Annotated in this window: 16 protein-coding genes and 1 tRNA gene; 10 read left to right on the top strand and 7 right to left on the bottom strand. The window is 58.5% G+C overall.

Annotation, left to right across the window (positions count from 1 at the left end; translation table 11 throughout):
* Nucleotides 1-123: 123 nt before the first annotated feature.
* A complete protein-coding gene (locus tag AC0TOF_RS11610) occupies nucleotides 124-600 on the bottom strand; it encodes a hypothetical protein (protein WP_473768347.1) in 477 nt (158 codons plus the stop codon).
* A gap of 143 nt (nucleotides 601-743) precedes the next feature.
* Nucleotides 744-820 (bottom strand) — tRNA-His (locus AC0TOF_RS11605).
* A 352-nt stretch (nucleotides 821-1,172) separates the two neighbouring features.
* Between AC0TOF_RS11605 and pdhS the strand changes: the two genes are divergently transcribed.
* The 3 genes from pdhS (at nucleotide 1,173) to AC0TOF_RS11590 (ending at nucleotide 7,926) form a co-directional block, all read left to right on the top strand.
* Nucleotides 1,173-4,298, top strand: coding sequence for a cell-division control histidine kinase PdhS (pdhS, locus tag AC0TOF_RS11600; RefSeq protein ID WP_473768346.1), 3,126 nt, complete (start codon nucleotides 1,173-1,175; stop codon nucleotides 4,296-4,298).
* A 445-nt stretch (nucleotides 4,299-4,743) separates the two neighbouring features.
* A complete protein-coding gene (locus tag AC0TOF_RS11595; RefSeq protein ID WP_473768345.1) occupies nucleotides 4,744-6,690 on the top strand; it encodes an AsmA family protein in 1,947 nt (648 codons plus the stop codon).
* A 129-nt stretch (nucleotides 6,691-6,819) separates the two neighbouring features.
* Entirely contained in the window at nucleotides 6,820-7,926 is a 1,107-nt protein-coding gene (locus AC0TOF_RS11590) for an acyltransferase family protein (RefSeq protein WP_473768344.1), read from the top strand.
* Between the two features lie 29 nt (nucleotides 7,927-7,955).
* Here the strand turns inward: AC0TOF_RS11590 and AC0TOF_RS11585 are convergent, their stop codons facing one another.
* The 5 genes from AC0TOF_RS11585 to AC0TOF_RS11565 all read right to left on the bottom strand — a co-directional run bounded on the left by AC0TOF_RS11585 (nucleotide 7,956) and on the right by AC0TOF_RS11565 (nucleotide 13,700).
* Nucleotides 7,956-8,777 (bottom strand): ABC transporter permease, encoded by an 822-nt coding sequence (locus AC0TOF_RS11585; RefSeq protein ID WP_473768343.1) that lies wholly within the window; start codon nucleotides 8,775-8,777, stop codon nucleotides 7,956-7,958.
* 3 nt (nucleotides 8,778-8,780) lie between these two features.
* Nucleotides 8,781-9,692 (bottom strand): ABC transporter permease subunit, encoded by a 912-nt coding sequence (locus AC0TOF_RS11580; protein ID WP_100650828.1) that lies wholly within the window; start codon nucleotides 9,690-9,692, stop codon nucleotides 8,781-8,783.
* A 13-nt stretch (nucleotides 9,693-9,705) separates the two neighbouring features.
* Nucleotides 9,706-10,851 (bottom strand): ABC transporter ATP-binding protein, encoded by a 1,146-nt coding sequence (locus tag AC0TOF_RS11575; protein WP_473768342.1) that lies wholly within the window; start codon nucleotides 10,849-10,851, stop codon nucleotides 9,706-9,708.
* Nucleotides 10,852-10,988: 137 nt separating this feature from the next.
* On the bottom strand, nucleotides 10,989-12,092 hold the full coding sequence (locus tag AC0TOF_RS11570; RefSeq protein ID WP_473768610.1) for a polyamine ABC transporter substrate-binding protein: 1,104 nt from the start codon (nucleotides 12,090-12,092) through the stop codon (nucleotides 10,989-10,991).
* A gap of 195 nt (nucleotides 12,093-12,287) precedes the next feature.
* The gene (locus AC0TOF_RS11565; protein WP_473768341.1) at nucleotides 12,288-13,700 is read right to left on the bottom strand and encodes a helix-turn-helix domain-containing protein; all 1,413 of its coding nucleotides are present in this window, start codon (nucleotides 13,698-13,700) and stop codon (nucleotides 12,288-12,290) included.
* A 235-nt stretch (nucleotides 13,701-13,935) separates the two neighbouring features.
* On the opposite strand from AC0TOF_RS11565, the gene aceA reads away from it, so the two are divergent.
* The 7 genes from aceA (at nucleotide 13,936) to AC0TOF_RS11530 (ending at nucleotide 19,745) form a co-directional block, all read left to right on the top strand.
* The gene (aceA, locus tag AC0TOF_RS11560) at nucleotides 13,936-15,225 is read left to right on the top strand and encodes an isocitrate lyase (protein WP_473768340.1); all 1,290 of its coding nucleotides are present in this window, start codon (nucleotides 13,936-13,938) and stop codon (nucleotides 15,223-15,225) included.
* A 31-nt stretch (nucleotides 15,226-15,256) separates the two neighbouring features.
* Nucleotides 15,257-15,496, top strand: coding sequence for an SMc00767 family acetate metabolism repressor (locus AC0TOF_RS11555; RefSeq protein ID WP_100650836.1), 240 nt, complete (start codon nucleotides 15,257-15,259; stop codon nucleotides 15,494-15,496).
* On the top strand, nucleotides 15,493-15,621 hold the full coding sequence (locus AC0TOF_RS11550; protein WP_473768339.1) for a hypothetical protein: 129 nt from the start codon (nucleotides 15,493-15,495) through the stop codon (nucleotides 15,619-15,621). The genes AC0TOF_RS11555 and AC0TOF_RS11550 overlap by 4 nt, the downstream gene beginning before the upstream one ends.
* 392 nt (nucleotides 15,622-16,013) lie before the next feature.
* Complete coding sequence (locus AC0TOF_RS11545; RefSeq protein ID WP_122002264.1) at nucleotides 16,014-16,430, top strand: DUF2267 domain-containing protein; 417 nt, start codon at nucleotides 16,014-16,016, stop codon at nucleotides 16,428-16,430.
* Between the two features lie 132 nt (nucleotides 16,431-16,562).
* The gene (locus AC0TOF_RS11540) at nucleotides 16,563-17,993 is read left to right on the top strand and encodes a glutamine synthetase family protein (RefSeq protein WP_122001996.1); all 1,431 of its coding nucleotides are present in this window, start codon (nucleotides 16,563-16,565) and stop codon (nucleotides 17,991-17,993) included.
* A gap of 49 nt (nucleotides 17,994-18,042) precedes the next feature.
* Nucleotides 18,043-18,405 carry a four helix bundle protein gene (locus tag AC0TOF_RS11535; RefSeq protein ID WP_473768338.1) on the top strand — a complete coding sequence of 121 codons (363 nt, stop codon included), beginning with the start codon at nucleotides 18,043-18,045 and terminating at the stop codon, nucleotides 18,403-18,405.
* A 53-nt stretch (nucleotides 18,406-18,458) separates the two neighbouring features.
* On the top strand, nucleotides 18,459-19,745 hold the full coding sequence (locus AC0TOF_RS11530) for an NAD(P)/FAD-dependent oxidoreductase (RefSeq protein WP_473768337.1): 1,287 nt from the start codon (nucleotides 18,459-18,461) through the stop codon (nucleotides 19,743-19,745).
* The last annotated feature ends 43 nt before the right edge of the window (nucleotides 19,746-19,788 follow it).

Here is a 19,788-nt window from a genome sequence, read left to right as displayed (position 1 = left end):
CCCCCTCTTCGCCCTAGCGAATAGCTATTGTTTTATTCTCACTAAATTAGATTTGCGACAAGAGGGCTACCGGTTGCAAAGAAATAAAAAGTATAGGGAAAAGCCGATTTCCCTAAACCGCCCTCACAAACGTTGTCGTCTTTCGCTGTATCGGATCACCGCACCTTTCGGCAGTAACCCGACCAGCTTGCGCGGCAGGATCACGCCGTAATCCAAGGTGCCTTCCGGCCTGAATTTTGGATCAGCCGGTGCCCGTCGGTTGCGACAGCAACCAATCCTCCATCGACGACATGCAGATAGCGCGTCCGCAGGCATCGCAAGCAGCAGATCGGCCGACACATAGGATATGCCGATAGCGTCGGCTCGCTTAATGGCAGCATCGTAAAAGGCCCGAGCCTTATCGCCGTCAGCCCCAGCCTTCAACATGGCCCACAACGCGTGATCAGCCGACTCGTACTCATTGCGCTTTGTCATCGCTCGAGCGAGATCGTTTGTTTTTAGGCTTATGCGGATTGTGGGAGCGCGGCGAACGTACTGATAAACGACGTCACGATCTTTTAAACAACGATGAGGATCTGATTTAAAGCGATACCCAGCCATGACGGGAGGGGAGCACGCTTTGTATCGCATTTTGTTGCACAGCATGTAGCACAAAACGGTACATCAAGGATCAAACCGGCAGGCTAAACACCCGACAGCCGATTGATATTATTTAACAATTTTAAACTGTTGGCTGAAAGCAATGGTACGGTCGGTTGGAGTTGAACCAACGACCTCAGGAGCCACAATCCTGCGCTCTAACCAACTGAGCTACGACCGCGTACCTTTGTGTCGGCTGCGTGACGCTCTGGCGTCGCCGACAGGGGGTCACATACGGAGAATCGATCCATATTGCAAGTGATTATAACGCTCTTTTTTGAGAAATTCCCAATTGCGGGTTTCTATATCAAATCCTGCTCATAAAGGTCACGGGCTGGTAACCATTTCAGATAACCGGCTGTGCATAACCCGGATATTGGCTTTGGCCTGTAAAATTGCCTTTCCCGCATTAACTAATGAAACAGAAAATGCGGCCCATACCCAATGGCAATGTGGACCCGCGCCCAGAAGAGGCTTATTAACAGGACGTTAACAAGCACTGCGGGCGGTCGAAAGAACAGGTAAGGACTGGTATGTCAGGATCATACCCCTTCATCGATATTGCCGCGCTGGATTCTATCCGCGAAGGCTTTGCAAAGGGCGATGCGCAGCTCGTGCTGACGCACGATCTTTTGACGGTGCTTTGGGTCAACGGCCCCGGCGTGAAGCTTTTCGGCTTCGACCGCGTGGAAGACATGATCGGCGGCGGGCTTGATCTGCCTGTGGCCACACGCCGGCAGATCGCCTCGTCAAATGCCGATACCGATGGCGAAGCCCGCACTGTTTCCGTTCGCCTCGGCGGCGGTTTGCGTTCCGACCTCACCCGGCTCAGCATTTCGCGCATCACGCTTCCCGATGGCGTGTCCGGGCTGCTGTTGACCGCCAATGGCACGGATGCAAAGGCCGAAACCGTGATTTCCGGCCTCAGCGACGACAGCACCCATATTGCCCTGATCGACGCGCACGGCAGGGTGATCGCCGCAAGCCCACATTTTTCCGCGCTCGACATTTCCTCCGCCACGCTGGAAGACCTTATCATCGAGGCCGGGGATGCGCCTGACCGCATCGTCAAGCGCCGCATCCGTACCGGAAAGCACTCCGCCCCTGGAGCGATTGCACGGCTCACCGATACACCGCCCATGCATCTTCTTTGCATCGTCGGCGATGCCCCCGCCGCAGCGCAGCCGGCCCCGGATGCGTTGCCGGGCAAGGCCGAGGAAATTCTGGAAGAGATGCTTCCCGAGCCTGCCGAGCCCGCGACCGCCGAAGCGGTTGTGGAAGAAGTTTCGACCGAACAGCTCAAGCCTACGGGTTTCGTGTTCGACCGGGACGGGCCGCTCGCGCGCTTCATCTGGAAAGTGGGTCCGGATGGCACGTTCAGCGAAGTGTCGCCAGACCTTGCCGCAACGATCGGGCCCAATGCAGCCGATGTCGTTGGACGGCGGTTCTCCGACGTCGCGAATGTCTTCGGCTTCGACCCGGACGGCAGCATCGCCGCCCTGCTCGACAAGCGCGATACGTGGTCGGGAAAACGGTTGATGTGGCCAGTCGAAGGAACGGACCTGCGCGTGCCGGTCGAACTCGCCGCCCTGCCCGTCTATTCCCGCGACCGGGAATTCACCGGTTTCCGTGGCTTTGGCGTCGTGCGCCCCGCAGAAGCCGAGCAAGACCCGGAAAAAATCGGGCTGGTGCTCGCGGGCGGCATTCCGCAGCCGCGCAAGCCCGTCAGCGAGACTGTTGAAACGGTGGCGCCTGTCGAAGACGACGATGTTCTGGCACTCTCCGAAGAAGTTGCCAATGACGATAGCCCTGTCGCAACGCAGCCCCAACCGCCGCTCGATATCGCGCCGACACCGGGACGCCGCGAGTCTGACAAGGTCATCAGCCTGTTGAACGCCTGCGCACAGGAAAAAGTGGCAGCGGATCAGGCAAGAATGCTGAAGGACCGGGAGCGCGAAGAGCGCCCGGAAGGCGGGCTGACCAAGACCGAGCGCAATGCATTTCGCGAGATCGCCGACCGTCTGCGCAAGCAGGGTCTTGCAAGTTCACGTGCCGAAAGCGAAGCGAGCGCGATAGCGGAAGAGGCTGTTGCCGAAGCCCCGAAGCCGGTCGAGCCTGGCGTGGAAGAAGCGGCACTTCCAGCCCCCACGGCAATCCCCGCCGATGAAACCGCTTTGCTGGCCAACCTGCCTGTGCCGGTCATCATTCATTCGGGCGACCATATTCATTATGTCAATCAGGCTCTGCTTGATCTCACCGGCTATGAATCGCTTGACGATATTCGCGATGCTGGCGGCGTCGATGTGCTGTTCAACAGCGAAAGCGACGACGGCGAAACGCGACAGGGCATGGTGCTGCGCCGCGCCGATGGCAGCGAAGGGCCGGTCGATGCGCATCTCAATGCCATTGCCTGGCGCGACGGTCGCGCGCTCATGCTGAGCCTGATGCCGGTCTCCGCAGCACCGGCCCCGGTCGAAGCACCGGTCGCCATCGATGCGGATGACGAAAAGCAGGCACTGGTGGATCATGTCGAGGAACTGAAAACCATTCTCGACACGGCTACGGACGGTGTTGTCCTCATCGACCCGGAGGGCCGTATCCGTTCCATGAACCATTCGGCCTCGGCGCTGTTCGGCTATGAACATGACGAGACGGAAGGCAAGTTTTTCTCGATGCTGTTTGCCATCGAAAGCCAGCGCGCCGCCATGGACTATCTGCACGGCCTTTCCGGCAATGGGGTGCTGAGTGTCCTCAATGACGGGCGGGAAGTGATTGGCCGGGAAGCCAAGGGCGGATTCATTCCGCTGTTCATGACGATCGGCAAACTGCCGCATACGCGTGGTTTCTGTGCCGTCCTGCGCGACATCACGCAATGGAAGCGCACCGAGGAAGAGCTGACCAATGCGCGCAAGGAAGCTGAACGCGCATCGAGCCAGAAGACCGAATTTCTGGCGCGCATCAGCCACGAAATCCGCACGCCGCTCAATGCCATCATCGGCTTTTCCGAACTGATGGCCGACGAGAAATTCGGCCCCATCGGCAATGATCGCTACCGGGATTACCTGCGCGACATCAACCGTTCCGGCAATCATGTGCTGGCACTCGTCAACGACCTGCTCGACATTTCGAAGATCGAAGCGGGCGGGCTGGACATGCAGTTCGAAGCGGTGTCGCTCAATGATGCGATTGCCGAAGCCATCGCGCTGATGCAGCCGCAGGCCAATCGCGAGCGTGTCATCATCCGCTCCAGCTTTCAGTCCAACCTGCCCGACATCGTCGCCGATACGCGTTCGATCAAGCAGGTTGCGCTGAACCTTCTGTCCAACGCGGTGCGCTTTACCGCGCCGGGCGGACAGGTGATCGTGTCGACAAGCTATGAAATGAACGGCGATGTCGTGATGCGGGTGCGCGATACCGGCATCGGCATGACCAAATCCGAGGTTGAGCAGGCGCTGAAGCCGTTCCGGCAGGTCAACGCGCTGGAGCGCCGCAAGGCGGAAAGCGCAAGAGACTGGCGCAGCGAAGGCACCGGCTTGGGCCTGCCGCTGACCAAAGCCATGGTGGAAGCCAACCGCGCGCAATTCGCCATTGATTCCACTCCGGGACAAGGAACTGTGGTGGAGATCGCCTTCCCGCCCACCCGCGTTCTGGCTGATTGATCCGCATTCCCAACGATCAAAAAACCTCCCCTTCGCGGGAGGTTTTTTATGAGCTTGCGTGAGCCAAAAAAAAAGCGCCGGGCGAACCGGCGCTATCAGAATCTCAGAGACAAAAAGACACAAAAGCAATTCGCAAGGGAGCACCGGAAACGGCAGCTCGATCATCACTCAGGTGTTGCATCCCTTATCGCGTGAAGCCGGTTAACGATGCCTTAAATTCCCGGTTCAGAATTTACGCATCGGTAGCAACTGTAAAATCAGGGTTAATTTCCGTGCGACAATTGATTAACCATTCGGCGTTTCGCGCCTGTTTCGCTCGGTGAAGCAAACCAAAGCGAACTCTATCTCTTTGTTTTTGCCGCATTTATGCAGCATCCCATTTTTCCATTTGACTGAAAAATACTCTAGTTTACACCGTAACCTTGTTTCACTGATTGGATGGTTGATGCGCTGGCCCCGATTTATGCGCCTCATAATTGCGCTCGTCATTCTCTGCGCTGCGGCTGTAGCAACCTTGCTGGCCGTGGTGCCTTTCATCGTTTCCACCGATGCCATCCGCGTCCGGGTGGCGCAGGAAATCAGCGCCTGGACCGGCTATAGTGTTGAACTCAGGCAAGCGCCTCGTCTCAAGGTTTTCCCTGTTCTGCGCGCCTCCCTGAACGGCGTGACGCTTAGCAAGCTCACCGATCAGGGACAGAAGCCGCTCATGAGCGCAGACCGCATCGATGTGGAACTTTCGCCGCTTGATGCCATCATGGGGCACATCTCGTTTTCCGAAACGCAGATTGTCCGTCCGCACGTCAACCTCGACGGGCCAGTTTCGAATTTTTCGCAGCTCCTCGACGCCATCGCCAATTCCAACGGGCGGCTTGGCACGGCCATCCGCGCGCAGCGCGCATTGCAGCAAAGCGGTTCCGGCGATAATGCGCAGGCCGCACAACAGGCATCGCAGCCCTTTGGCCGCGTCGTGGTGCGCGATGGGACGATTGCGTTCAACCGTCCGGGCAGCGAGCCGGAAGTCACCAGCGACGAGCAGATAACCAATGTCAACGCCACATTGGAATGGCCGCGCACATCGAGCGCCGCAACGCTGAAAGGCAGCGCCAGATGGCGTGACGAGACCTCCCAATTCAGCCTCACAGCCGCGCAGGCCTTGCCGCTTCTGGCGGGCGGCACTTCGGATGTGACCGCGAGCCTGACCGCCAATCCATTGAGCATCACGTTTCAGGGCAAGGCCAATATTTCCAAGGATCGCTTTTTCGAAGGCGCCCTGACCGCCAAAACCCCGTCGCTCAGCGGCGCTGTGCGCTGGCTTAGCCTCCCGCCTGTTGCTGGCAGTGCCGAAATCGGCGCGTTTTCGCTGGAATCCACCATCACCGCGACACCCAAACGGCTGAAATTCGCGGATGTGGAAATGACTGCCAATGACAGCCCGGCCAAGGGCGTGATCGAAATCGGTCTGGAGCAGGCGCAACCGGCGGTGACCGGCACTCTGGCTTTCGACAGGCTGGACCTGCGCCGCCTGTTTTCTGCCTTCATTCCGCTCCCCGACAGCGCCGCGCGTTCGCCGAGCGAGCGTGACAATGCCGACCGGGAACTGGTCGACACGAGTTTCATCGACCGCGCAGAAGTCGATCTGCGGCTTTCCGCGCAGAACGCCACAGCGGGGCCGGTCAATATGACCGGCGTAGCAGCCGCCGTGCAGATACGCGGTGGCCGCGCCATTTTCGACATCGGCGACGCCAAGGCCTTCAACGGCATCATGCAGGCCAATGTGCAGATTGTACGCGATCTGAAAAGTGCGAGCGGCGAGCTGCGCTTCAACGCCAGCGATATCGACAGTTCGCAGTTCTTTGCGGCCTTGGGCTTCGACAAGCCCTTCATCACCGGCAAGGGCAATGTTTCCCTGTCCATGAAGGGCCCGGCCAATCGCTGGTCCGGCCTTCTGACAAACGCGCAGGGCAATGTCTCCATCCAGCTCAACAATGGTCAGATGCAAGGTTTTGCCGTACAGGATTTTCTTGCCAAAGCGCAGAGCCAGCGTTTTTTCGCTCTTGAGCGGAAAGACAATGTCGCGCTTGCCTTCAACCGGCTGGATGTGAAGGCAAACCTGTCCGATGGCGTGGCCACGCTTGAAAATGCAAAGCTCGACACGTCCGACGGCACGCTGACGCTGGCAGGCATCGTGCCTTTCGTGGATCGCAGTCTGGCGCTGAGCGGCGAGGTCGTCTTCCCGAACGGCCAGCCACAACAGCAGCAGGAAAGCGGCACCGATGGCCAGAACGGCCAGCCGCCTGCAGAAGCCCCACCCGCAAAGCCGCCGCTCAATTTCTTTGTCGGCGGCTCGTGGGACAGGCCCTTCATCTCACCCTCCTCGGGAGCGGGGCAATAGTCCGGCTTCCCCGCAATGCAGGGGCACCCTACGCCTTTCGGCGATGGACGCCATCCGAAGGCCCGAATTGACCGAAGGGCGCAGGGTCCGCAAAGTTGGCTCCCTCACAGGAGCAAAGGGACCGCGGTCGTGCCGATACACACCCAGCCGGGACGCTATCCCGAACTCGATGCGTTACGCGGACTGGCAGCGACCGTCGTTTTGATGCGGCATTTCGTGAACATATGGCCCTATGACGCCATGGGTCCATATTTTTTCATTCTGCTGCGATCCCCGCTCCGGTTCTTTTTTGCCGCTCATGAAGCAGTCCTGCTCTTCTTCCTGTTGAGCGGCTTCGTTCTCACGCTGCCTTTCTTGCACCACGCGCCATCCTATCCAGCCTATCTTATCCGGCGCACCTGCCGCATATACCTGCCCTATCTCGTTGCGCTTTCGCTCGCGCTTGCCGGCGCCCTGTTTCTGAACGGGCCGATCCCGGAACTGAGCAACTGGTTCAACCTCACATGGACCACGCCGGTGACGCCGCAGACGATTGCGCAACATCTGTTGTTCATCGGCGCCTACCCCAATGGCGAAGTGAATACGGCTTTCTGGTCTCTGGTTTACGAGATGCGGATATCGATCATATTTCCGTTGCTCTTCGCTCTCACCATCGCATTGCGGCCGAGAGCGGCGATTGCAGTGGCTTTCGGGCTTTCCGTTCTGGCAAATGGTCTTCGGTCCGATCCCTATACGGGCGGCTGGTGGATTACCGTGCATTTTGCGAGCTTCTTCATGCTGGACAGCCTGATGGCGCAGAACCTGCCTGCCATCCAAAGCTTCTACCGGCAGCTCTCAAACCGGATGGCGATCGCGATCAATGTCCTGGCTCTGCTGCTTGTCACCTATGGAGCCGGACCGCCCATGCTGAAAAGCTGGCTTGGAGATCTGACGGACTGGGCCACGATCACAGGGCTGGTGTGGATCATGGTGCTTGCGGTTTCCTGCGATACGCTGCGTCGCTTCCTGCTGCTGCCCCTGCCGCAATTTCTTGGCCGCATTTCCTACAGCCTCTATCTCGTCCATGCGACAGTGCTTTTTGCGCTCGTGCACCTGCTTTACGGTCATGTCGCGCTGATCGCGCTGCTGCCAGCCTATATTATCCTGAGCGTCGGCATCGCCACGCTGATGCATCGCTATGTCGAGTTGCCAACCATGGCGCGGGGCAAGCTTCTCGCGGCGCGGTTTGCCTACTGACCAGAAATAGCCAGCAGGCAAATCCTCGATTATCCCATACGGAACGCCGCCTGCTCGTCACGGCGGCGCTGCACTTCGCGGCGCTTGTTGACGATGGATGCGACGATGACGCCGGTGGTGACCAGCGCGATCAGGATCGTACAGATCGCGTTGATTTCCGGTGTTACACCCCGCCGCATCTGGCTGTAGATTTTCATCGGCAAGGTGCTTGCGCTCGGGCCGGAGGCGAAGCTTGCGATCACCAGATCGTCGAGCGAAAGCGTGAAAGCCAGCATCCAGCCGGAAACCACGGCGGGAAGGATCACCGGCAACGTCACCTTCATGAAAGTCGTGACCGGCGGCGCGCCAAGGTCCATGGCCGCCTCCTCCAGCGAGCGGTCGAAGCTCACCAGACGCGACTGCACGACGACTGCCACGAAACACATGGCAAAGGTGATATGGGCAAGGACAATCGTCCAGAAGCCTCGGTCGAAATTCATCGCCACGAACAACAGCAGCAGCGAAAGGCCTGTGATGACATCGGGCATGACCAGCGGCGCATAGACCATGCCCGAAAACAGGATGCGTCCGCGAAAACGCGTATAGCGCGTCAGCGCCAGCGCGGCGAGCGTGCCGAGCACGGTTGCGATGGTCGCTGAAAGAAACGCGATGCGCAGCGTTATCCATGCTGCCGCCATCAGCGATTCATTATCCAGAAGCCCCCGATACCATTTGGTGGAAAAGCCGGCCCAGACAGTCACCAATTGCGATTCATTAAACGAAAAGATCACAAGGATAACGATCGGCAGATACAGGAATGCAAAGCCGAGCACGACGGACGCAATATTGAAACGCGACCAATTGCTATTCATGGTCTATTTCCCCTTTTCCTGCGCACGTGCCTGAACTTGCTGGAATATGACGATCGGAATGATCAGGATGACCAGAAGGACGACGGCCACTGCAGACGCCACGGCCCAGTCACGGTTGGAGAAGAATTCGTTCCAGATCGTCTTGCCGATCATGAGCGTTTCCGACCCACCTAGCACATCCGGGATCACAAATTCGCCGATGGCAGGAATGAACACCAGGAAGCAGCCCGCCAGCACACCCGCCAGCGACAGCGGGAAGGTAATTTTCCAGAAGGCGGAAAATGGTGTGCAGCCCAGATCCTGCGCCGCCTCGATCAGCGAATAGTCCATCTTTTCCAGCGACGAATAGATCGGCAACACCATGAAAGGCAGATAGGAGTAGACGATACCGATAAAGACAGCCGTATCCGTATTCAGGATAGTGAGCGGCGCATCGATAATATTCAGCCACATCAAAAACTGGTTGAGCAGTCCTTCCGGCTTCAAAATGCCGATCCACGCATAGACGCGGATCAGGAACGATGTCCAGAACGGCAGGATCACCATCATCAAAAGCGTCGGGCGGATCGTCGTCGGCGCACGCGCAATGCCGTAGGCCATCGGATAGGCCACCAGCAAAGTTAGGAAGGTTGAAATCGCCGCGATGCGGACACTCGACAGATAGGCCTTGTAATAAAGCGGATCATCGAGCAGCCAAAGATAATTGTCGAAGGACAGCTGTTTGATCTTCGCCCAGTTCGCGGCAAGCCCCTCAGCGATCCCAAAGGTTGGAACATAAGGCGGGATCGACATCGCGACCTGCGACAGCGAAATCTTGAAGACGATGAAGAACGGGACGAGGAAGAATACCAGCAGCCAGAGATAAGGCACCGCGATGACAAGGCGGCTGGCGATGGAAGCAATCAGCTTCTGCATGGTCTTGCCCTCCTCAGGCCGTCAGCACCAGACCGGCATCGGTATCGAACGAAACCCAGACACGCTCGTCATAGGTGAGCGGGTTTTCCGTCTTGCGCACGGCGTTGAGGCTGGCGGCCTTGATGGTGCGGCCATTGTCGAGCCGCACATGGAACACCGTCATGTCGCCGAAATAGGCGATATCCCAAAGCTCGCCTTCCACCGCATTGACTGACGCGTCCTCCGGCTTTTCGCGGGTGATGCGTGTCTTTTCCGGGCGCACCGCATACCAGACCTTCTGGCCGGGCGTCAGCTCTTCGCGGGTCTCGGTCTGAATGTGGAAGCCGAATTTTTCCGTAGCGATCTCGGCCTCGCCATTGACGGCTTTCACGACTTCGCCTTCGATGATGTTCACATTGCCGATGAAGTCGGCCACGAATTTGGAGCGCGGCGCCTCATAGACCTCGGCTGGCGTCGCCACCTGCTTGATGCGTCCCTTGTCCATCACCGCGATACGGTCGGACATGGTCATGGCTTCTTCCTGATCGTGGGTGACGACCATGAAGGTCATGCCGAGCTTGACCTGCAAATCCATCAGCTCGAACTGGGTTTCCTCGCGCAGCTTCTTGTCCAGCGCGCCAAGCGGTTCGTCCAGCAGCAGCACCTTCGGGCGCTTGGCGACAGAGCGGGCAAGCGCCACGCGCTGGCGCTGGCCGCCGGAAAGCTGATGCGGCTTGCGCTTGCCATATTGCTCAAGCTTCACGAGCTTCAGCATTTCGGCCACGCGCGCATCGATTTCCGATTTCGCCATGCCGTCCTGTTTCAGACCGAAGGCGATATTCTTCTCCACCGTCATATGCGGAAACAGCGCATAGGACTGGAACATCATGTTGACCGGGCGCTTGTAGGGCGGGATTCCGCGCATGTCCTGACCGTCGAGCGTGATCCGACCCGATGTCGGCTCCTCGAAGCCCGCCAGCATGCGCATCAGCGTGGTCTTGCCGCAACCCGAAGCGCCAAGCAGCGCGAAGAACTCGCGATTGAAAACATTCAGCGACAGATCATCGACAGCGGTGAAGTCGCCGAAAATCTTCGTCACGTTTTCAAATGAAATGAAGGGCTTGGCCGCCGGATCATTCCAAGGCGCAAACTTGCGGCGAAAACTGCCAAAAGATTCCATTCCGTTCCCCTATAAGCCTGCCGGAACCTGACCGCAGGCCGAAGCCCGCATGCATATGCTGTTACAAGATAGAAAGCGGCTCCCTGATGAACAGTGAGCCGCTCTTTACGATTTCACCGGGCCTACCCCAGCGGGCGTTATTGACCCGTGACGATCTTGGTCCAGGCGCGGGTCACCACGCGCTGGGTCTTGGTGTCATAAGGCTTCGGCACGAACAGTTTCTTCATGACCTCTTCGGTCGGATAGATTTCCGGATCGTCAAGGATTTCCTTGTCGATGAATTCCTGCGAGGCCTTGTTGCCATTGGCATAGAACACGTAGTTCGAAGCCTTGGCAGCCACTTCCGGGCGCATCATGTAGTTCATGAATTCCAGCGCTTCCGGCACGTGCTTGGCGTCTGCCGGGATTGCCATCTGGTCGAACCAGATCAGCGCGCCTTCCTTCGGGATCGAATAGCCGATCTCGACGCCCTGCTTTGCCTTTTCGGCGCGGTCGCGCGCCTGGAAGATATCGCCGGAATAGCCGATCGCCATGCAGATATCGCCATTGGCCAGCGCATTGATATATTCGGACGAGTGGAACTTGCGGATATTCGGACGAATCTTGAGATAAAGTTCCTGTGCCTTCTGCAAATCGTCCGGCGACGGGGAATTTGGGTCGAGACCCAGATAATTGAGCGCCGGGCGCAGCATTTCGCTGGCAGAATCAAGCAGATAGATGCCGCAGCCCTTGAGCTTCGCCGACTGTTCCGGATCGAAAAGCACAGCCCAGGAGTCGATCGTGTCGGTGCCGAGCGCTTCCTTGATCTTGGCCTTGTTGTAGCCGATGCCGGTCGTGCCCCACATATAGTTGACGGAATATTCGTTGCCCGGATCGTAGGTCGCCGCGCGGGTGGAGATTTCATCCCACATATTCTTGAGGTTCGGCAGCTTGTCCTTGTCGAGCTTCAGGAACACGCCAGCCGGAATCTGGCGGCCAAGAAATTCGCCCGACGGCACCACGAGGTCATAGCCGCTGCCGCCAGCCAGAAGCTTCGTTTCCAGAATTTCGTTGGAGTCGTAAACGTCGTAGACGACCTTGATCCCGGTTTCCTTGGTGAAGTCCTTGAGGATGGTGTCGTCGATATAATCCGACCAGTTATAGATATTGACCACCCGCTCCTGCGCGCCAGCGGAAAATGCGGCGGCCGCGACCAGACCCGTTGCGACAGTCGTTGCCAGAAGGAAGGATTTGATCCCCATCATTTGCTCCAATCTGCACAATAAATTCCGGTGCAGGTTCAAGGTGGATATACCGTTTCTTTATTGCACTTTTTTAGATTGCACAGCATTCGTCAACAGGGTCGTAACGGGACGAACATAAAAATTGCTTCTCGGAGGCTCCCGAGGAGCGATGGACCACGCCATGTGCGGACCAGAAACCGAAATATCGCGTCCCTACTGGAAATCGAAGGCCGACAACCCCGCCACCATCTCGTCCAGCCCGAGCGGGCGCGTCAGCGGCGGTTCGGCGCGGGTGATGCAGCCTTGCCGTTCACACAGGCGACAGGCCGGGCCAGTTTCGGTATTGACCGCCTTAGACAGCGAGGCGCCGTAAACCGTGTCAGCCCCCGCCTCCAGCGCGCAGCCAAGCAGCAGCGCCGTGCGGCGCGGACGCTCGCTGAACGCACCCTGTGGCCCTTCCAGCGTGCGGGCGATGGTGAGGAAAGCCGACCCATCCGGCAATTCCACCGGCTCGACCAGCACCTGACCGGCCTGCGCAAAAGCCGCATAAACCGGCAGTTTCGGGCATTGCCCGCCGAAACGGACCGGAAAGCCTTCCGCACCTGCAACACGCAGCCGGTTGCCCGCATGGTCGATTTCCATCACGAAGAAGGGCAGCGCGCTTGCGCCCTGCCGCTGCAAGGTCGTGAGCCGGTTTGCCGCCTGCTGGAAAGAAACACCGAAACGCGTGCGCAGCACGTCAACATCGTAACGCGCCCGCACCGCCGCATCGCGAAACTGGCGATAGGGCATCATCAAGGCCTGCGCCGCATAGCGCGCCAGTTCGAACCGGGCGATGCGCTTCGCCTCGCCCGATGACAGTTTCAGCCCTTCCGTTTCCGCGCCAATCACCACCTGCATGCGGACAAGTGCTGCCTCCATGGCAATTTCCTGCAACTGATCGAAAGGCGACAGGCGCTCGGAAATGAAAAGCCGCTGCGAATGCCGGTCATAGCGCCTGCGCCAGTTCGGCATGGTTGCGACCGGCAGCGAACGAACTGTGATGCCATGCTCGCGGCGCAGCCAGTCCTTCAACGCACTCGCCAAATCGCCGTCCGGCTTGAGCAGAGCGAAAAAGCTCTCAGCTTCTTCCTCGATGCGCGGATAATGGTTAGGCCGCCGCGCCATCACATCGCGCACTTCATCGAGCGGCAGTCGCGTGGCGGAGAGTTCCGCCCCGCTTCCCTCATGCGAGAGCAATTGCGACAGGTCGGACAGGCGCTGCTGCTGTTCGCGATAGGCGCGGTAGAGCTTCATGATGCCGACGGCGGCATTGGGTGCCGCCTCGCCGATTTCGACCAGTTCCTGATCGCCCGGCAGTTCGCCGGTCAGAAGCGGATCGGAAAACACTTCCTTCAGCCCCGTGATCGTGGAGCCGCTTTCGGCCTGAAGGCTGTCGAGGTCGAGCTTGTAGACGCTGGCAAGCTTCAGCAGAAGCTGCACCGTCAGGGGTCGCTGGTTGCGCTCGATCAGGTTCAGATAGGATGGCGAGATGCCCAGCGCCTCAGCCATGGCCGTCTGGGTCAAAGCGCGTTCGTTGCGGATGCGCCTGATGCGCGGCCCGGCAAATATCTTGCGTTCGCTCAACTCCACCCTCCCGATCTTTACAATTCATGACAAGATAGCGGGAAATCCGAACATTGACAAGATTTACAATTTTACAGCGCCGAACAGTCAAAACTTAGACAGCGTTACCTCAATTATTTGGCGGTTTTGTTAGTTTTTCTGGCGACTATCCAATCGAGATTGTAAATCTGGTCACAGAAAGAGCGCAGACAAATTGCTCTTCCCGAACCAGTTCAAAGTGTGAGGAGACACCGAAATGACAGATTTTTACAGCCTTATTCCTTCGGCACCAAAGGGCCGCTTCGACGGCATCCAGCGTGCGCATACAGCCGAAGATGTAAAAAGGCTGCGCGGTTCGGTGGACATCAAGTATTCGCTGGCTGAAATGGGCGCGAACCGCCTCTGGAAGCTGATCCATGAGGAAGATTTCGTCAATGCGCTTGGCGCGCTTTCCGGCAACCAGGCCATGCAGATGGTCCGCGCCGGCTTGAAGGCGATCTACCTCTCTGGCTGGCAGGTTGCTGCGGATGCCAATACGGCATCGGCCATGTATCCGGACCAGTCGCTCTATCCGGCCAATGCCGCCCCGGAGCTGGCCAAGCGCATCAACAGAACCTTGCAGCGCGCCGACCAGATCGAAACCGCCGAAGGCAAGGGGCTTTCGGTCGACACCTGGTTTGCCCCCATCGTTGCCGATGCGGAAGCAGGCTTTGGCGGGCCACTCAACGCATTCGAAATCATGAAGGCCTTCATCGAGGCGGGCGCCGCCGGTGTTCACTATGAAGACCAGCTCGCTTCGGAAAAGAAGTGCGGCCATCTTGGCGGCAAGGTTCTGATCCCGACCGCAGCGCATATCCGCAACCTCAATGCGGCGCGCCTGGCAGCCGACATCATGGGCACGCCGACGCTGATCATCGCCCGCACCGATGCCGAAGCCGCCAAGCTTCTGACCTCGGATATCGACGAGCGCGACCAGCCCTTCGTCGATTACGATGCGGGCCGCACGGCGGAAGGCTTCTATCAGGTGAAGAACGGCATCGAGCCGTGCATCGCCCGCGCGATTGCCTATGCGCCCTATTGCGATCTGATCTGGATGGAAACATCCAAGCCCGATCTCGAACAGGCCCGCCGCTTCGCGGAAGCCGTGCACAAGGCGCATCCGGGCAAGAAGCTCGCCTATAACTGCTCGCCGTCGTTCAACTGGAAGAAGAACCTCGACGACGCGACGATTGCCAAGTTCCAGCGCGAGCTGGGCGCGATGGGCTACAAGTTCCAGTTCATCACGCTGGCCGGTTTCCACCAGCTCAACTACGGCATGTTCGAACTGGCGCGCGGGTACAAGGATCGGCAGATGGCAGCCTATTCCGAGCTGCAAGAGGCGGAATTTGCAGCCGAAGCCAACGGCTACACCGCGACCAAGCATCAGCGCGAAGTCGGCACCGGCTATTTCGATGCCGTGTCGCTCGCAATCACCGGCGGCCAGTCTTCGACCACCGCCATGAAGGAATCGACTGAAACAGCACAGTTCAGACCGGCTGCAGAATAACAGCCCGGCGACAAATAGGAGGAACAGTTCCATGAATTCGCCAGCACGCGTCAAGGAAAGAGCAGAAGAACAATCTTCAAGCATGACCACGGATCAGCAGACCGTTATCCGTATGCTCGCCAACGATCTGCATCGCCTCAACTACACCGTCATGAAGGCGGTCGAGGCAGGCGTCTCCGTGGAACTGGTCCGCTCGGCCCGGCATCATGGCGGCGACGGCAACTGGGGCGATCTCTTGATCCCGGTCATCGTCACCAACCAGCAATCATGATGCCTTCGACCATCGCCGTCGCCGCCATGTTCTTTCTTGTTGTGTGCCTTCGGCAACACGGGAACGGCGACGGCAACTGGGGCGATCTCTTGATCCCGGTCATCGTTACCAACCAGCAATCATGATGCCTTCGACCATCGCCGTCGCCGCCATGTTCGCACACTTCGGTTTTTGGCAGCGACAGAATGTCCAGACGTACAATTGTCCGCAAAATTCGATGAAACGGACTTGATATACCACTCGCTTTATGGTCGGATTTCCTCAACTGACCTCCCCGGCTGGCCCCGCCAGTCGGGGTTTTTTTTACCCCGGCGCAGGCTTCGGGCTGGCAGCACCGCCGCCGCTGGCCTCGCCTGCAATTCTTGACGGAAAATTCATCCAATCCTGACAAAGCCGCGCTTTGAGCATTGACGCGGGATGGTCCATCGTGATCCTGCCCGATGCCCCGGAAGGACCGCATTCTTTCCGGGGCATCGGTACAGCTGCCCTTGCGGGGCGAGAAACACGAGACCAATTCATGTCAATTCAATCACTCATCGACGGCATTGCCGCCAAGATCAACATCGATCCGCAGCTTGCGGAAAAGCTCGCTGGCTCGGTATTTTCAGTGCTGCAGCACAGCGCGCCTGAAATCGGCAGCAAGATTTTCGCGCTCCTGCCGGATGCGCAGCAGCTCGCCAGCGCCCACGACGTGCTTGCCAACAGCACGGGCGGTATCATGGGCGCGCTGTCGGGCCTGATGGATAATGTGGCTGGCGAAAAGATGAGCGCATTGTTGAAAGCCGCTGCCACGCTTCGTTCCAGCGGCCTTTCCAGTGACCAGATCACCGAGGCCGGCGGACAGGTGATCAACTACGTGCGCGATCATGACCCGAAGCTTATCGATCAGCTGGTCGCCAACGTGCCCGCGCTCAAGGGCCATTTCGGTCTCTGACGCATCTATTTCTGGTTTGTGTGCGCTTTCTGCGATGGCGCACACAAAAGCTTGGCCAACCCATTTGTCCCATTTGTCATTGACGACGGTCACAGCTATCATGCCGTTATCGAAATCATTTTCTGGTGATGGATGTCTGCTGATACGACGGAAAAGAAGGTTACGCGCGCCCCGCGTCGCCGTACGCCTGCCTATGTCAAATCGCTTCGCGGTGTGAAGAACTGGAAACAGGCGACCGAATGGCTTGCCTGGCGCGACATCGAAGACATCGAATGCATTACCCCCGATCAGGCGGGGGTTGCCCGCGGCAAGATGATGCCGTCGAAGAAATTCACCTCCAATACCTCGCTGGCATTGCCTTCCGCCGTCTTCATGACGACGATTTCCGGCGATTATCCGGAGGACGGCCACGGGTTCCACTACCCGGAAGACGACGGCGACCTGAGACTGCTGCCCGATCTCTCCACCCTGTCGGCGGTTCCCTGGGAATCCGATCCGACGGCGCAGGTGATCTGCGATCTGGTCTATCAGGATGGGCGTGCGGTCGAGTTCACCCCGCGCAATGTGCTGCGCAATGTGGTTGCCGCCTACAACAAGCGGGGGCTGAAGCCGGTCGTCGCACCGGAAATCGAATTTTATCTGGTGCGCAAGAACCCCGACCCCGATTACCCTCTGACGCCCCCGGTGGGACGTTCGGGCCGCGCCATTGGCGGCGGTCAGGGCTATTCGATCGCCGGCGTCAACGAATTCGACGAACTGATCGACGATATCTACCATTTCTCCGAAGGTCAGGGCCTTGAGATCGACACGCTGATCCACGAGGAAGGCGCGGGCCAGCTTGAAATCAACCTGCGCCACGGCGACCCGGTTGAACTGGCCGATCAGGTGTTCATGTTCAAGCGCACGATCCGCGAGGCGGCGCTGAAACATGATATGTATGCCACTTTCATGGCGAAGCCCATTCAAGGTCAGCCGGGATCGGCGATGCATATTCACCAGTCCATCGTGGACAAGAAGACCGGGCGCAACATCTTCACCAATGAGGATGGCGGCGAAAGCGAAGCCTTCCGCAACTTCATCGGCGGCATGCAGCGCCATGTGCCGAATGCGCTCGTCATGTTTGCCCCTTACGTCAACTCCTACCGCCGCCTGACGCCGGACGCCTCCGCGCCCGTCAACGTCAAATGGGGCTATGACAACCGCACGACTGCATTCCGCGTGCCGCGCTCCGACCCCAATGCGCGCCGCGTGGAAAACCGCATCCCCTCTTCCGATGCCAACCCATACCTTGCCCTTGCTGCTTCGCTTGCCTGCGGACTGATCGGCCTTGTGAACAAGATCGAGGCGGAACAGCCCGCGACCACCAGCGTCAATACCAAGGAGGTCGACCTCCCCCGCGGCCTCATCGACGCTGTGGAGCTGTTCGAACAGGATACCGAGCTGCGCAACCTGTTCGGCAGTTCCTTCATGACGACCTATGCCGCCATCAAACGCGCCGAGTTCGAAACCTTCATGGAAGTCATCAGCCCGTGGGAACGCGAGTTTTTGTTGCTGAATGTTTAGTTAGGGCAGTAGGGCAGTAGGGCAGTAGGGAAAAGCTAAATGGGGGATCATGGCAGTCAATTCGTATCGTGATCTTCTTGTTTGGCAACAGGCAATGGAAATGGTTATCGCCATTTATAAGATGACTGATTGCTGGCCCAAGGAAGAAATCTACGGTCTCACGAGTCAGGTCCGACGCGCTGCCGTTTCTGTTCCTGCAAATATTGCTGAAGGCTTTGGGCGAGAAAATCGCGGCTCCTACCAGCAATTTCTGCGCATCGCCCAAGGCTCTCTCAAGGAAATGGAAACGCATCTTCTCATTGCCGAAAGGCTCGGTTTCATGCACCGCGAAGCGATCGATTTAATATTGGTGAAAAGCGAGAGTATTGGCAAACTGCTGAGGCTTCTGATCCGGAAACTCTCCGATCAGTAACATACTGCCTTATTGCCCTACTGCCTTACTGCCCTACTCACCCGGAGCCGCCAATGCCCTACCAGTCCCCAATCTCGCCCGGCTATTCCTGGTACGAGGCGACCGTTCCGGATCGCCCGCAATATCCCGAAATGGATGGGTCGCGGCAGGCTGATGTCGTCGTCATCGGCGGCGGATATACGGGGCTGTCAGCGGCCTATCATCTGGCAAGGCTGGGCGCAGATGTGGTTCTGATCGACGGCGCGCGGTTCGGTGATGGCGCATCGGGCCGCAATGGCGGGCAGTTCGGCACCGGCCAGCGCACATGGGCCGAGGAGCTGGAAGCGGAATATGGCTTCGAGCGCGCCAAGGCGCTGTTCGACGTGGCGGAAGAAGCCAAGGCTCACCTTCTCGCTTTTGCGGACGAGCACAGGATCGACATGGAATATGTGTCTGGCCAGATTTCGGTCGTGCACAAGCCGCGCTATCTGAAGTCCTATGAGCGTCACGTCGAGCTGATGGCAAGTCGCTTCAACTATCCGCACCTGCGCCTGCTCGATCGTGAGGAAACGGCGCGCCTGCTCGGTTCGCAGCGCTATCATGGCGGCGTCCATGATGCAGGGACCGGCCACATTCATCCGCTGAAACTGCTTGTCGGAACGGCAAAAGCCGCCCATGCAGCGGGAGCGAAGCTGTTTGAAGACACAAGAGCCACCAAAATCAGCACGGCAAGCGGGCAGGTCGAGGTCGAAACCAATCGCGGAACCATCGTCGCGAAAAACGCCTTCATCGCCGTCAATGCTTATGGTGGGCTATTGGAGCCGGTCAGCGCATCGCATGTCATGCCGATCCGCTCCTTCATCGGCGCAACGGTGCCGCTGGGCGACGACAGCCCGGTTATTCCAGGCGGTGAATCCGTCGACGATTCCCGCTTTGTGGTGCGCTATTTCCGCCGCTCGAAGGATGGCAGGCTGCTGTTCGGTGGGCGCGAGGCCTATACCGCCGACAATCCGCGCGACATCAGCACGCATATCCGCCGCCAGATCGCCGAAATTTACCCGGCGCTGGACAAGGTCGAAATCACCCATGCATGGGGCGGTTCGGTTGGCATCACCATGCCACGCCAGCCTTTTGTGCGCGAGGTCATGCCCGGCGTCATTTCGGCGGGCGGCTATTCCGGTCATGGGGTGATGCTGGCCAACTACATGGGCAAGCTCTATGCGGAAACCCTTGCAGGCAATCGCGACAGGCTGAAACTGTTCGAGGAACTGCGCATTCCCGCCTTCCCCGGTGGACGCACCTTCCGCTCGCCGCTCCTGTTCCTTGCCCTGTCATGGTATGCATTGATGGACAGGATTTAGGTCAGCCTTCTTTATGAAAAAGGCGAGGTGCAATCTGCACCCC

It is taken from the genome of Ochrobactrum sp. PL_is501 (assembly GCF_055816895.1).
The sequence above is the reverse complement of the archived record's forward strand: the minus strand, read 5'-3'. Positions and strand labels throughout refer to the sequence as shown.

What these genes read in the sequence shown, in the direction of transcription:
- AC0TOF_RS11610 (WP_473768347.1), bottom strand. Translation starts at nt 600, where the DNA reads ATGGCTGGGTATCGCTTTAAATCAGATCCTCATCGTTGTTTAAAAGAT.
- pdhS (WP_473768346.1), top strand. Translation starts at nt 1,173, where the DNA reads ATGTCAGGATCATACCCCTTCATCGATATTGCCGCGCTGGATTCTATC.
- AC0TOF_RS11595 (WP_473768345.1), top strand. Translation starts at nt 4,744, where the DNA reads ATGCGCTGGCCCCGATTTATGCGCCTCATAATTGCGCTCGTCATTCTC.
- AC0TOF_RS11585 (WP_473768343.1), bottom strand. Translation starts at nt 8,777, where the DNA reads ATGAATAGCAATTGGTCGCGTTTCAATATTGCGTCCGTCGTGCTCGGC.
- AC0TOF_RS11580 (WP_100650828.1), bottom strand. Translation starts at nt 9,692, where the DNA reads ATGCAGAAGCTGATTGCTTCCATCGCCAGCCGCCTTGTCATCGCGGTG.
- AC0TOF_RS11575 (WP_473768342.1), bottom strand. Translation starts at nt 10,851, where the DNA reads ATGGAATCTTTTGGCAGTTTTCGCCGCAAGTTTGCGCCTTGGAATGAT.
- AC0TOF_RS11570 (WP_473768610.1), bottom strand. Translation starts at nt 12,092, where the DNA reads ATGGGGATCAAATCCTTCCTTCTGGCAACGACTGTCGCAACGGGTCTG.
- aceA (WP_473768340.1), top strand. Translation starts at nt 13,936, where the DNA reads ATGACAGATTTTTACAGCCTTATTCCTTCGGCACCAAAGGGCCGCTTC.
- AC0TOF_RS11555 (WP_100650836.1), top strand. Translation starts at nt 15,257, where the DNA reads ATGAATTCGCCAGCACGCGTCAAGGAAAGAGCAGAAGAACAATCTTCA.
- AC0TOF_RS11550 (WP_473768339.1), top strand. Translation starts at nt 15,493, where the DNA reads ATGATGCCTTCGACCATCGCCGTCGCCGCCATGTTCTTTCTTGTTGTG.
- AC0TOF_RS11545 (WP_122002264.1), top strand. Translation starts at nt 16,014, where the DNA reads ATGTCAATTCAATCACTCATCGACGGCATTGCCGCCAAGATCAACATC.
- AC0TOF_RS11540 (WP_122001996.1), top strand. Translation starts at nt 16,563, where the DNA reads ATGTCTGCTGATACGACGGAAAAGAAGGTTACGCGCGCCCCGCGTCGC.
- AC0TOF_RS11535 (WP_473768338.1), top strand. Translation starts at nt 18,043, where the DNA reads ATGGCAGTCAATTCGTATCGTGATCTTCTTGTTTGGCAACAGGCAATG.
- AC0TOF_RS11530 (WP_473768337.1), top strand. Translation starts at nt 18,459, where the DNA reads ATGCCCTACCAGTCCCCAATCTCGCCCGGCTATTCCTGGTACGAGGCG.